The 13,274-nt window shown below is 60.8% G+C and carries 11 protein-coding genes; 8 read left to right on the top strand and 3 right to left on the bottom strand.

Annotation, left to right across the window (positions count from 1 at the left end):
- Positions 1-69: 69 nt before the first annotated feature.
- Positions 70-546, bottom strand: coding sequence for an MEKHLA domain-containing protein (locus tag F8N96_RS10640; RefSeq protein WP_150797763.1), 477 nt, complete (start codon positions 544-546; stop codon positions 70-72).
- A gap of 203 nt (positions 547-749) precedes the next feature.
- Here F8N96_RS10640 and F8N96_RS10635 point away from each other — a divergent pair, with 203 nt between their 5' ends.
- Positions 750-1,781 carry a D-cysteine desulfhydrase family protein gene (locus F8N96_RS10635; RefSeq protein WP_150797762.1) on the top strand — a complete coding sequence of 344 codons (1,032 nt, stop codon included), beginning with the start codon at positions 750-752 and terminating at the stop codon, positions 1,779-1,781.
- A 3-nt stretch (positions 1,782-1,784) separates the two neighbouring features.
- Here F8N96_RS10635 and F8N96_RS10630 read toward each other — a convergent pair whose 3' ends face one another.
- The gene (locus F8N96_RS10630; RefSeq protein ID WP_150797761.1) at positions 1,785-2,123 is read right to left on the bottom strand and encodes an FKBP-type peptidyl-prolyl cis-trans isomerase; all 339 of its coding nucleotides are present in this window, start codon (positions 2,121-2,123) and stop codon (positions 1,785-1,787) included.
- Between the two features lie 146 nt (positions 2,124-2,269).
- Here F8N96_RS10630 and F8N96_RS10625 point away from each other — a divergent pair, with 146 nt between their 5' ends.
- The 4 genes from F8N96_RS10625 to F8N96_RS10610 all read left to right on the top strand — a co-directional run bounded on the left by F8N96_RS10625 (position 2,270) and on the right by F8N96_RS10610 (position 6,907).
- Entirely contained in the window at positions 2,270-3,334 is a 1,065-nt protein-coding gene (locus F8N96_RS10625; RefSeq protein WP_150797760.1) for a M4 family metallopeptidase, read from the top strand.
- Positions 3,331-3,654: a protealysin inhibitor emfourin gene (locus F8N96_RS10620; protein WP_150797759.1), complete on the top strand. Its 324-nt coding sequence runs from the start codon at positions 3,331-3,333 to the stop codon at positions 3,652-3,654. Before F8N96_RS10625 ends, F8N96_RS10620 begins: the two co-directional genes overlap by 4 nt.
- A 181-nt stretch (positions 3,655-3,835) precedes the next feature.
- Positions 3,836-5,644 (top strand): monovalent cation:proton antiporter-2 (CPA2) family protein, encoded by a 1,809-nt coding sequence (locus F8N96_RS10615; protein ID WP_150797758.1) that lies wholly within the window; start codon positions 3,836-3,838, stop codon positions 5,642-5,644.
- A 153-nt stretch (positions 5,645-5,797) separates the two neighbouring features.
- Positions 5,798-6,907: a DNA alkylation repair protein gene (locus F8N96_RS10610; protein WP_150797757.1), complete on the top strand. Its 1,110-nt coding sequence runs from the start codon at positions 5,798-5,800 to the stop codon at positions 6,905-6,907.
- Positions 6,908-7,496: 589 nt separating this feature from the next.
- Here F8N96_RS10610 and F8N96_RS10605 read toward each other — a convergent pair.
- Positions 7,497-8,393, bottom strand: coding sequence for a LysR family transcriptional regulator (locus F8N96_RS10605; RefSeq protein ID WP_150797756.1), 897 nt, complete (start codon positions 8,391-8,393; stop codon positions 7,497-7,499).
- Positions 8,394-8,526: 133 nt separating this feature from the next.
- Here F8N96_RS10605 and F8N96_RS10600 point away from each other — a divergent pair, with 133 nt between their 5' ends.
- The 3 genes from F8N96_RS10600 (at position 8,527) to lldD (ending at position 13,207) form a co-directional block, all read left to right on the top strand.
- Complete coding sequence (locus F8N96_RS10600; RefSeq protein ID WP_150797755.1) at positions 8,527-10,173, top strand: GMC family oxidoreductase; 1,647 nt, start codon at positions 8,527-8,529, stop codon at positions 10,171-10,173.
- Positions 10,174-10,343: 170 nt separating this feature from the next.
- Positions 10,344-11,966 carry an MFS transporter gene (locus tag F8N96_RS10595; protein ID WP_150797754.1) on the top strand — a complete coding sequence of 541 codons (1,623 nt, stop codon included), beginning with the start codon at positions 10,344-10,346 and terminating at the stop codon, positions 11,964-11,966.
- A gap of 98 nt (positions 11,967-12,064) precedes the next feature.
- A complete protein-coding gene (lldD, locus tag F8N96_RS10590; RefSeq protein ID WP_150797753.1) occupies positions 12,065-13,207 on the top strand; it encodes an FMN-dependent L-lactate dehydrogenase LldD in 1,143 nt (380 codons plus the stop codon).
- Positions 13,208-13,274 lie beyond the last annotated feature (67 nt).

Raw genomic sequence — 13,274 nt, 5'->3', positions numbered from 1 at the left:
GGTATGTCAGCCGACAAAAATGCTGAATGTACCGGCCTCTTCGCGAGGCGAAGCGGTCCTGCCCACGCCTCAATCGACCCGGCCAATGCTCCGCTCATCCGGCCAGAACAACGCCGCCTGGCCCCGGTTTTCGCCGCGCTGATCAATCAGCGTCCAGACCTTTCCTTCATGAATCATGAATGCATTACCCTCACGGTCCACCCGATAGCCACTGTAGCCATGGGCAATGCCGTTGGCCGTGACCTGCTCCAGCAGCGACTGGCGCATGGCGCGATCCAACGGCGAAGCGCTGAACCGTGACGGCATGCCCAGGAACGCAGAGCGCGGATATTTGAAGCAGGCCAGCGCCCGTTCATTGGCGTAGAAGAAACAAGGGTCGTCCTCAGTGCCATGGGCCAGCAGGCTGTAAGGTGCATGTGCGTGCAACCAGTGCAAGCGCTCAGGTCCTGTCAACACCCGGGGAGCCGGCAGGCTTTCACCGGTCCAGTGCCGATAAGCGTCGTCCAGTAGTTGCACGTAAGCGATGTACTCATTGATTGGCGACACTCGCCCTCCCCCTGCAAAAGCAATGATTATCCGAGGCGGCTTAGCCTATCGAAACCGGCCGGAAAAATCCGCCACCACAGCGATCAAGCCACACTCTATTAATTACATCATGTAAGAAGAGTAATAACTGGCGATGGGTTTATCACCGCAGCCCTTTGTTCATACAGTCCCATGAATAAAATGCGAACAACGAGGCTTTATTGATGCAAACCCTACTGGACCAGTCACTGAGCCCTTTTGCGCGGGCAGACCTGTTGCAAGGTCCCACCCCGATTCAGCGGGCTGAACGCCTTGAACAGCTGTTGGGCCTGAAGTCGAGGGGTATCGGCCTGTTTCTCAAGCGCGACGATCACATGTTGATCGGCGGTGGCGGCAACAAACTGCGCAAGCTCGAGTTTCATATCGGCGCGGCGCAGCTGGTCGGGGTCGATACGGTCATTACCGTGGGAGGTCTCCAGTCCAACCATGCGCGCCTGACCGCAGCCGTGTGTGCTCGCCTGGGCATCACCTGCGAATTGATTCTGACCCGGTCGGTCCCCAAACCCGATGTGGATTACGAACTCAACGGCAACGTCCTACTCGATCAGTTGTTCGGCGCACACCTGCAGGTGCTGGCCGGGGGCAGCGACTCGGTCGCGGCGGCCGAGATACGCGCCGCGCAACTGCGGGATTCGGGGCGCAAGGTGCTGGTGATTCCTACGGGCGGTTCAACTCCCCTGGGCAGTCTCGGTTATGCGCGCTGTGCGGCAGAGATCGCGCAGCAGGAGACCGAACTCGGTCTCAGTTTCAATCAGGTGGTCGTGCCCAACGGCAGCGCCGGCACCCATGCCGGGCTCGCGGCCGGCTTCCAGTTGCTGGGTCGCGGCACATCGATCGTCAAGTCCTATTCGGTTTTATCCGATCGAGACACGTCAGCGGCCAGGACCCTGCAATTGACCCGGGACGCACTGACGCTGTTGGGCACCAGCGCCATCGTGCAGCCTGAAGAGATTGTCATCGATGGCAGTCAGCTGGGTGACGGTTATGGCCTGCCGACGCAGGCCATGCAAGACGCCGTACTCCTGATGGCCCAGGCCGAAGGCTTGTTGATCGACCCGGTGTATTCCGGCAAAGCCTTCGCCGGGCTCCTGGCCGATCTCGGGCAAGGACGCTTCCGTTCCGGGGACAATGTGCTGTTCGTGATGACCGGCGGAACACCGGGCCTCTATGCCTACCGGGATACCTTTCAGCCCTGACAATCAATCATCCCGGGTCAATACTTCCAGCAATTCAATCTCGAAGATCAGATTCGAATTCGGCGTGATCTTGCCCATGGTCCGCTCGCCATAGGCCAGGTGCGCCGGCACCAGCAACTTGCGCTTACCGCCCACCTGCATCCCCAAGATGCCCTGGTCCCAGCCCTTGATCACCCGACCGGTGCCGATCACGCACTGGAACGGCTTGCCCCGGCTGTAGGAGGAATCGAATTCAGTGCCGTCCTCCAGCCAGCCGCGGTATTGCGTGGTGATCAGCGCGCCCTTGACGGCGGCTTTGCCATCGCCCGGCTGCAGATCGATGATTTGCAATTCTTCATTCATACGGGTTGCTCGTTCGTTGTCGCCCGGGTCACAGGGGCGCGGACGGAGGTTTTCGCAGAATCCGCCGCTGTTGGCAATCCATGGAACCGAATCGCCGCCTGCCGCTCAGATGTGTATCGACTTCGTACTCAGGAAAGGATGCTCTGATGACCGACTCACGATCACTGTGCAGTTTCATTCCGCCTTACATCCTCAACCGCATTATTGCCCATGGCTCCGAGCGGCAGCGCTCCAGTGCGCTGATTACCCTGACCCATGTGCGCACCCTTCGCCACACGCCACTGCCACCGGTGCGGTCTGCTGCGGCGACCATCCTGCCGCCTTCCGATCAACCCGGTCAGGTCCGGCGCAGCATTCATGATGCCCAGGGGAAAATGCTCCTGCCGGGGATGCCTGCCCGGCTTGAAGGGCAGCCGGCGACTGGCGATCCGGCGGTCGACGAGGCCTACGATGCCTTGGGCGCCAGCCATGATTTCTTCTGGAAGGTGCTCGGCCGCGACTCCATCGATAACAAGGGTTTTGCGCTGATCGGCAGCGTGCATTACGGCCAGGACTACGAGAATGCCTTCTGGAACGGGGCGCAGATGGTTTTTGGCGACGGTGATGGCGAAATTTTCGAGCGCTTCACCCGCTCGCTGGATGTGATCGGGCACGAGTTGACCCACGGCGTGATCGAAAGCGAAGCCGGCCTGGTCTACGCCAATCAGTCCGGGGCCTTGAATGAGTCGATATCGGACGTGTTCGGGGTGCTGATCAAGCAGCATGTCCTGGGCCAGACCGCCGACCAGGCGGACTGGCTGATCGGAGCCGACCTGCTGACCCCGCGGATAAAAGGCGTCGGCTTGCGTTCGATGGCCCATCCCGGCACGGCCTATGACGACCCGCTGCTGGGCAAGGACCCGCAACCGGATCACATGCGCAAGTTCGTGATCACCCAGGAGGACAACGGTGGCGTGCACATCAATTCCGGCATCCCCAATCGGGCGTTTTACCTCGCCGCCAAGGCGTTCGGCGGTTTTGCCTGGGAGAAAACCGGTCATATCTGGTACGACACCCTGTGCGACCAAGGCTTGAACAAAGAGGCGTCATTCAGTGACTTCGCGGCGCTGACAATCGAGCATGCCCGCCAGCATTTTGGTACCGATGAAGCTGACGTGGTGCAGCATGCCTGGTCTGAAACAGGTGTGGTCCCGACTCAGGAGCAATCATGAAAAGCCTGCCAACGCTGGGGGATGATGCCGTGGTACGCCTCTCCCGCCAGGGCGGCGTGGCAGCGATCCATGCCTTGACTCGTCCTCGTGAAATCGAGTTCGCACAATGCGACATCAACCAGCGCTCGCGTATTTGTTCGGTACTGGAAGGTTGCCTGCCGCTTGCCGACCCGGCCTCGGGTCGAGGTGATCAGCGTTTTTATCAAATTGAAGTACGCTATCGCATTGGTGAGCAAGATGACCGGATGGTGATGAAAGTGCCTGAAAATCAGGCACCGGGGGGATTGGTGCAATTATGGGATAAAGGCGAGGTGTTATGAATCGGCTGCTTAGGGTGAAGTGAACCTGAGATAGCCTTCGTCGGCAAGCCGGTCTCGCTCCCACAATGGACTATCGGTAGGCACAGAATCGCGCTAACTCAATGCGCATTGATGGCTGACGCGTTTCGTCTCAGCCATTATCCTTGTCGCCCCCGCCGTACCGCATCCGTTGGAGTTCGCCATGCCCCATGAAGGCAACCTGTTGCAAGCCGCTGTCGTGTTTCTGTTCGCGGCGGTGCTCACCGTGCCCCTGGCCAAGCGCCTGCAACTGGGGGCGGTGCTGGGGTATCTGTTTGCCGGCGTCATCATCGGGCCGTCGGTGCTGGGGTTGATCGACAATCCGCAAAGCGTCAGCCACATTTCCGAACTCGGGGTGGTGTTGCTGCTGTTCATCATCGGCCTGGAACTGTCGCCACGACGTTTGTGGGTGATGCGCAAAGCGGTGTTCGGCGTCGGCCTGGCGCAGGTGCTGCTGACGGGTTCGGTGATTGGCGTGTGTGCGTTGTTCGTATTCGGCCAGCCGTTGAACAGCGCCATTGTCCTGGGGCTGGGACTGGCACTGTCTTCCACCGCGTTCGGGCTGCAGAGCCTGGCGGAACGCAAGGAGCTGACCAGTCCCCATGGTCGACTGGCGTTCGCGATCCTGCTGTTCCAGGACATCGCCGCGATCCCGTTGATCGCCATGGTGCCGCTGCTGGCTGGCGGTGATCACAGCAGCACCGCTGCCGAAAACGTGAACCACGGCTTGCGGGTATTGGGTAGCATCGCGGTGGTGGTGATCGGCGGGCGTTATCTGCTGCGCCCGGTGTTCCGGGTAGTGGCCAAGACCGGTCTGCCGGAGGTCTCCACAGCCACCGCGTTGCTGGTGGTCATCGGCACGGCATGGCTGATGGATCTGGTCGGCGTCTCGATGGCCCTCGGCGCTTTCCTCGCTGGATTGCTGCTGGCGGATTCCGAATACCGCCACGAACTGGAAGCGCAGATCGAGCCGTTCAAGGGCTTGCTGCTGGGGCTGTTTTTCATCAGCGTCGGCATGGGAGCCAACCTGAGCCTGCTGCTCAGCGCACCGATCGTGGTACTGGGCCTGACCCTGCTGCTGATCGCAATCAAACTGCCGCTGCTGTTTGTCGTCGGCCGGTTGGCCGGTGGCCTGGGCAAGGTCAATGCAATTCGCCTGGGCATCGTGCTGGCAGCGGGCGGTGAATTTGCCTTCGTGGTGTTCAAGATCGGCCGCGATCAAGGCTTGTTCGAGCCACGCCTGTACGACTTGCTGGTGCTGACGATCACCTTGTCCATGGCCGTCACGCCGTTGCTGTTGCTGTTGTGCGCGCGGCTGGTCAGTCCCAAGGTGCAACCGGTGGTGGTGCCGGAGAAATTCCGCGAAATCGATACCGACGCGCCGCGCGTGGTGATCGCCGGCATGGGCCGTATGGGGCAGATCGTAGCGCGGATCCTGCGGGCGCAGAACATCAAGTTCGTGGCCCTCGACACTTCGGTGGAAACCATCGAACTGTCGCGCAGCTTCGGCGGCGTGCCGGTGTTCTACGGCGACCCGATGCGCCCGGAAATCCTCAACGCGGCCAAGGTCGGGCAGGCGGAGTATTTCATCATCGCCACGGATGATCCGGACACCAACATCAAGACCGCCGAACTGGTCCACAGACTCTATCCGCACATGAAAATCATCGCCCGGGCCCGCAACCGTCAGCATGTGCACCGCCTGATGGATGTCGGTGCCGAGGCCATTCGCGAGACCTATTACTCGAGCCTGGAAATGAGCCGGCGGACGCTGGTCGGGCTGGGGCTGACCCAGGCCCAGGCGGATGCGCGGATCAAGCGCTTCAAGCATCACGATGAACAGGTGCTGGAAGCCCAGCATGCGGTGTATGACGATGCAGCGAAGGTGTTGCAGACTGCGCAGGAAGCGCGGGCGGAATTGGCAAGGTTGTTTGAGTCGGATCAGTTGGAAGAGCAATCGGCGAAAAATTGAGGTGGATGTGCGGGCCTCATCGAGGGCAAGCCCGCTCCCACAGGGTTATGGGTGTACACAGCATTGGAGGCACCTGAGATCACTGAGCGGGCTTGTCCGCGATGAACGATGACGCGGTGCATCGGACAAACAACAACTGTAAAGGAATCCAAAATGGCTGCAGATACATCCTCCCCCGCCCTCAAGGAAATCTTCAACAGCGAGCGCCTGCAGCACATCGCCACCGAGATGACCGCCGTCTACCCCGCGTTCAACGCCAAGGCCTTCCTGACAATGGCCAACGAAGGCCTCGAGCAATTGTCGATCATGCAGCGCATGGCCAGGGTCAGCGAGTGCCTGCACGCCGTGCTGCCGTTGAGTTATGAAGAGACACTCGAGGTGCTTTACGCCCTCGCCCCACGGCTGAACAGCGGCTTCGTCAGCATCTCCTTGCCGCATTACGTCGCGACCTACGGCACTGAAAAGTTCGAGCTGTCCATGGACGCACTCAAATACTTCACCGCGTTCGGTTCATCGGAGTTCGCGATCCGGCACTTCCTGCGCAGCGATCCGAAACCCACGCTGGCGCAGATGCACCACTGGTCTCTGGATGCCAACGAACATGTCCGGCGCCTGGCCAGCGAAGGCAGCCGACCGCGTCTGCCGTGGTCATTTCGCCTGGAGCGAATCCAGGCCGACCCGACACTCGCCGCCGCCATTCTCGACAATCTCAAGGCCGACGCCAGCCCGTATGTGCGCAAGTCGGTGGCCAATCACCTCAACGACATCACCAAGGACCATCCCGACTGGGTGCTCGACCTGCTCGAGCGCTGGCCACTGGAAAACAAACACACCGCCTGGATCGCCAGGCATGCCCTGCGCAGCCTGATCAAGCAAGGCAACCAGCGAGCGCTGGCGATCATTGGCGCGGGCGGCAAGCCTGAGGTCGAGATCATCGGGGTGAAGGTGGAGCCCGCGGTGATCCGGCTGGGCGAAAAAATCAGCCTGTCCTTTACCGTGAAATCCAGGGTACCGGACAGCCAGCGACTGGTGATCGACTATGCCATCGATTACGTCAAAGCCAACGGCAGCAGCTCGGCGAAAGTATTCAAGCTCAAGGCACTGACGCTACCGGGCCAGGCCACCGAATACATTGCCCGAGGCCAGCACATCAAGGAGCTCACCACCCGCCGGCATTACGCAGGCAGGCACGCCGTGCATATTCTGGTAAATGGCGAGCGCCTGGCCAGTACCGCCTTCGAAATCTCGCCCGAAACACCCTGATTTCCACCTGGAACAGGCCCCCTGTAGGCGCTGGCTCGTCGGATCGCCGCACCGCAGCGAAGGCGGTATGTCAATCGATAATAAATTGGCTGACACACCGCCCCCGTGTAGGAGCTGGCTTGCCAGCGAAGGCGGCGTGTCAGTCGATAAATAAACTGGCTGATACACCGCCACCCTTGTAGGCGCTGGCTTGTCGGATCGCCGCACCGCAGCGAAGGCGGTATGTCAATCGATAATAAATTGGCTGACACACCGCCCCCGTGTAGGAGCTGGCTTGCCAGCGAAGGCGGCGTGTCAGTCGATAAATAAACTGGCTGATACACCGCCACCCTTGTAGACGCTGGCTTGTCGGATCGCCGCACCGCAGCGAAGGCGGTGTGTCAGTCGACATATGTATTGGCTAATAGATCTTCGCTGGCAAGCCAGGAGCTGGCTTGCCAGCGAAGGCGGCGTGTCAGTCGATAAATAAACTGGCTGATACACCGCCACCCTTGTAGGCGCTGGCTTGTCGGATCGCCGCACCGCAGCGAAGGCGGTGTGTCAGTCGACATATGTATTGGCTAATAGATCTTCGCTGGCAAGCCAGCTCCTACAGGGGATCGAGGCCTAGCAACAACGCCTGTTCGCTTTCGCAGAGCTGCACCACGTAATCCCACAACACCCGCAGCCGCACCGACTTGTGCAACTCCCGCCGGGTGCTGATCCAGTAGCTGCGCTGGATGCTTTCCTGCGGCAACAACGGCACCAGACCGGGATCGGCGCTGGCCATGTAGCACGGCAACACGGCGATCCCCAACCCCGAGCGCGCGGCCTGCTGCTGGGCGATGACGCTGGTGCTGTGGAAGACCACCTGCGGGTTGCGGCAAAAACTGTTGAGGAACATCAATTCCTGGCTGAACAGCAGGTCGTCGACATAACCGATCCAGGCATGGCGCCCCAGATCTTCGCGACTGTGCAGCGCCGGCGAGCGGTCCAGATAGTCCTGGCTGGCATAGAGCGCCAGGCGATAGTCGGTGAGTTTGCGGGTGACCAGCATGTCGGCGGCCGGGCGTTCCAGGTGGATGCTGATCTCGGCTTCGCGGTTGAGGATGCTGACGAAGCGCGGCACCGCCACCAGCTCCACTTCCAGCCCCGGATACCGCTCGAACAGGCCGTTCATGCGGCTGGCGAGGAACATGATGCCCAGGCCTTCGGTGACCCCGACCCGAATCTTGCCCAGGGGCGCGGTGGATTGGGTGATTTCTTCCTGGGCCAGCAAGGCGACGTTTTCCATGGCTTCGGCGTGCTTGAGCAGCGCTTCGCCGGCCGGGGTCAGTTCATAACCCTGGGCGTGCTGGACAAACAGTGCGGTGCCGAGGCTCTTTTCAATGGCCTCGATATGCCGGGCCACGGTGGCGTGGGTGGTGTTCAAACGGCGCGCAGCGGTGAGCAAACGCCCGCTGCGTTGCAATTCGAGAAAAAACCGCAGGTCATTCCAGTCGAACATGAATCATCCTTGAAGCTTCGCTGTTAAAGGCGCTGTCTAAAAACGCACAGCGGCTGCGCAAAAACTAACATTCTTTTGACGAAAGCTAACAACTAGGATGACTGACGACAAGAACAACACTACGAGGTCAGGGATGCAGACTTCCCTTGATGAATTCGACTACATAGTGGTCGGTGCCGGACCGGCCGGTTGTTTGCTGGCCAATCGGTTGTCGGCCAACCCGCAACACCGGGTGCTGCTGCTCGAAGCCGGCGGTCGCGACAACTATGCGTGGATTCACATCCCGGTGGGTTACCTGTTCTGTATCGGCAACCCGCGCACCGACTGGTGCTTCAAGACCGAAGCGCAACCCGGGCTGCAAGGCCGCGCCCTGAGCTATCCGCGAGGCAAGGTGCTGGGTGGCTGCTCCTCGATCAACGGCATGATCTACATGCGCGGCCAGGCCGGCGACTACGATGGCTGGGCCGCCGACGGCAATCCCGGCTGGAGCTGGAACGATGTGTTGCCGCTGTTCAAGAAAAGCGAAAACCACTTTGCCGGCGACTCGCAATATCACGGCGCAGCCGGGGAATGGCGGATCGAGCGTCAACGGCTGTCGTGGCCGATCCTGGATGCCTTCCAAAGGGCAGCCGGGCAAAGCGGCATCGCCAGCATCGAAGACTTCAACCAGGGCGACAACGAAGGCTGTGGCTACTTCCAGGTCAATCAGAAGGCCGGGGTCCGCTGGAATGCGGCCAAAGCCTTTCTCAAACCGATTCGCAACCGTCCCAATCTCACCCTGTTGACCGACGTCGAAGTCGACCGTGTGTTGCTGGAGAATGGTCGCGCACGCGCAGTCAGTGCACGCTGGCAAGGCCAGGCGAAAACCTTCAAGGCACGCAAGGAAATCGTCCTGTGCGCCGGCTCCGTCGGTTCACCGAGCATCCTCCAGCGCTCCGGGATCGGCCCGCGCCCGCTGCTGCAACGCCTGGGCATCGGCGTCGCCCACGAGCTGCCCGGTGTTGGCGGCAACCTGCAGGATCACCTGCAGCTGCGGATGATCTACAAACTGCAGAACGCCCGCACCCTGAACCAGATTGCCGGCAGCCTGTGGGGCAAGATGGGCATGGGCCTGCGTTACCTGTATGACCGCAGCGGCCCGCTGTCCATGGCGCCCAGCCAACTCGGCGCCTTTGCCCGGTCGGGGCCGGAGCAGACCTCGGCCAATCTTGAATACCATGTGCAGCCGCTGTCCCTGGAACGCTTCGGCGAACCCTTGCACGCTTTCCCCGCGTTCACCGCATCGGTCTGCGATCTGCGGCCGCAAAGTCGGGGTCGCATTGAGATTCGCTCTGCCGACCCGCAGGAAGCGCCGCTGATCCAGCCCAATTATTTAAGCCATCCAGAAGATTTGCGGGTCGCGGCCGACGCCATTCGCCTGACCCGGCGCATCGTGTCGGCTCCGGCCCTGCAAGCCTTCAAACCGGTCGAGTACCTGCCCGGCGACAGCTTGCAGAGTGAAGAAGAATTGCACGAAGCCGCCGCGCGAATTGGCACCACGATTTTCCATCCGGTCGGCACCTGCCGCATGGGCAATGACGCGGACGCAGTGGTCGACGCCGAGCTGCGCGTTCATGGCATCCCCGGCCTGCGCATCGCCGACGCCTCGATCATGCCGCGCATCACCTCGGGCAACACCTGCTCGCCGACGCTGATGATTGGCGAGAAAGCCGCGCAATTGATCCTAAACCCCACCGCAAGGAGCCTGATCTCACCCATGGAACGGGTCACGAATGCCTGAACATGAACACTCCATGTAGGAGCTGGCTTGCCAGCTCCTACAGGGGTTGTGTGTCAGGCACAAACAACATGAACGCCTGCAGGACGATTACACGCGATACATCGACAGTAGCGGCACCAAGCCGGTGCCGACAGTGGAACAACAAAAACAATCACTGTGAGGGATACGATATGTCAGAACATGTTCAACCACTGGAAGCCGTACGCAGTGCGGGGACCAGCCGCGAGACCCAGAAAGTCATCTTTGCCTCATCACTCGGGACGGTGTTCGAGTGGTACGACTTTTTCCTCTACGGCGCCCTCGCGGCGGTCATCAGCAAACAGTTTTTCGCCGGGGTCAACGACACCACCGCCTTCATCTTTGCGCTCATGGCGTTCGCCGCCGGCTTCATCGTGCGGCCATTCGGCGCGCTGGTGTTCGGCCGGCTCGGGGACATGATCGGGCGTAAATACACCTTCCTCGCCACCATCATTCTCATGGGCGTGGCGACCTTCTGCGTCGGGTTGCTGCCGACCTATGCCAGCATTGGCATTGCCGCGCCGATCATTCTGGTGGTGCTACGCATGCTTCAGGGCCTGGCCCTGGGCGGTGAATACGGCGGCGCTGCCACTTACGTCGCGGAACACGCGCCCATGGGCAAGCGCGGTTTTCACACCAGCTGGATTCAGTCCACTGCAACCCTCGGCCTGCTGCTGTCGTTGCTGGTGGTCCTGGCGTGCCGCTACTTCACCGGTGACCAGTTCGAAGTCTGGGGCTGGCGGATTCCGTTTCTGTTTTCGATCATCCTGCTGGGCATCTCGACCTGGATTCGCATGAGCCTGCACGAGTCGCCGGCCTTCGTGAAAATGAAAGAGGAAGGCAAACTCTGCAAGTCGCCGCTGCGCGATTCCTTCGGCAAATGGGAAAACCTCAAAGTCGTGCTGATCGCCCTGTTCAGCATCAACGCCGGGCAAGCAGTGACCTTCTACGCCGCGCAGTTCTACGTGCTGTTCTTCCTGACCCAGTTCCTGAAAATGGACCCGGCCCTGGCCAACAGCCTGCTGATCGTCAGCGTGATCATCGGCGCGCCGTTCTTCATCTTTTTCGGTTGGCTGTCGGACAAGGTCGGGCGCAAACCGGTGCTGATGATCGGCCTGCTGCTAGCCACCGCGCTGTACTTCCCGATCTTCAAGTCCATCGCCCACTACGCCAACCCGGCCATCGACCAGGCCAGCCGTCAGGCACCGATCACCGTGCTGGCGGACCCGGCCACCTGCACCTTCCAGTTCGACCCGGTGGGCAAGGCGAAATTCGACAGCCCGTGCGACAAGGTCAAGACCTTCCTGGTCAAACAGGGCTTGCCCTACACCAGCGCAGCGGCCCCGGCCGGCAGCGGCGTGCAGGTCAGTGTCGGCGACGTGAAAATCGATGGTTACGACGAAGCGGCCCTGCGCGGCGCGGTGACATTGGCGGGGTATCCGTCACAAGCCGACACGCAACAGGTCAACAAGTCCATGATCGTGGCGCTGATGGTGGTGCTGATCATCATCTCCGCCATGTGCTACGGCCCGCTGGCGGCGCTGATGGTCGAACTGTTCCCGACCCGCATCCGCTACACCTCGATGTCCCTGCCCTACCACATCGGCAACGGCTGGTTCGGCGGTTTCCTGCCGACCGTGTCGTTTGCCCTGGTGGTGTACACCGGGGACATCTTTTACGGGCTGTGGTACCCGGTGCTGATTACCGGGGTGAGCCTGGTGGTGGGGATGATCTGCCTGCGTGAGACCAAGAACGTGGATCTGGACACCAACTGACAGCAAGTGCAAAAAAAACGCCCCGCAACCCGGGGCGTTTTCGTTAATCTGATCGCTTGACGCAACCATCGCCCCGCCACTCTCCAGACCGAGGCACCATGATCATTTCATCCGCATCCGACTATCGCGAGGCAGCCCGCCGCAAACTTCCGCGTTTTTTGTTCGACTACATCGATGGCGGCGCTTATGCCGAGCATACGCTGCGGGCCAACAGCGCCGACCTGGCCGACATCAGCCTGCGTCAACGCATTCTGAAAAACGTCGAGACCCTGAGCCTGGAAACCACCCTCTTCGACCAACCGCTGGCAATGCCGATCATTTTGGCGCCGGTCGGCCTGACGGGCATGTTCGCCCGTCGGGGTGAAGTGCAGGCCGCGAAAGCGGCGCAAAACAAAGGCATCCCGCTGTGCCTGTCCACGGTGTCTGTGTGTTCGATCGAGGAAGTCGCGAGCCAAAGCCAACAACCCCTCTGGTTTCAGCTGTATGTGCTCAAAGACCGGGGGTTCATGAAAAACGCGCTGGAGCGGGCAAAGGCCGCCGGGGTGCAGAACCTGGTGTTTACCGTGGATATGCCCACCCCCGGCGCCCGCTACAGGGATGCACACTCGGGCATGTCAGGGCCTTTTGCCGCCTCGCGGCGAATTCTCCAGGCCATGACCCGCCCCGCCTGGGCCTTCGACGTAGGCGTCATGGGCCGCCCTCACGATCTGGGGAATGTGTCGAAGTACCTGGGCAAGGCGGTCACGCTCGAAGACTACATGGGCTGGCTGGCCAACAACTTCGACCCTTCGATCAGCTGGAGCGACCTGGAGTGGATTCGTGAGTTCTGGAAAGGCCCGATGATCATCAAAGGCATTCTCGACCCCCAGGACGCCAGGGACGCGGTCAGTTTTGGCGCCGATGGCATCGTCGTGTCGAACCATGGTGGGCGACAGCTCGATGGCGTGCTCTCCACCACCAAGGCATTGCCGCCGATCATGCAAGCCATCGGCAATGATCTGTCGGTGCTGGTCGACTCCGGGATTCGTTCGGGTCTCGATGTCGTGCGGATGCTGGCGCTGGGCGCAAAAGGCGTAATGCTGGGGCGCTCGATGGCCTATGCACTGGCTGTCGACGGTCAACGCGGGGTGGAGAATATGCTGGCTATCTTCGCCAAGGAGATGCGCGTGGCGATGACATTGACCGGGGTGACTTCAATTGGTCAGATCGATGAATCCACCTTGGTTGCTGCTGTTCGATGAGTTGAACCCTGTTCATTGTAGGAGCGAGCTTGCTCGCGATGGTCGTTAACGAATACGCGTGTTGACT

This window comes from Pseudomonas fluorescens (genome assembly GCF_902497855.1).
Taxonomy (GTDB): domain Bacteria; phylum Pseudomonadota; class Gammaproteobacteria; order Pseudomonadales; family Pseudomonadaceae; genus Aquipseudomonas; species Aquipseudomonas fluorescens_BI.
This window is presented reverse-complemented; position numbering and strand designations above follow the sequence as displayed.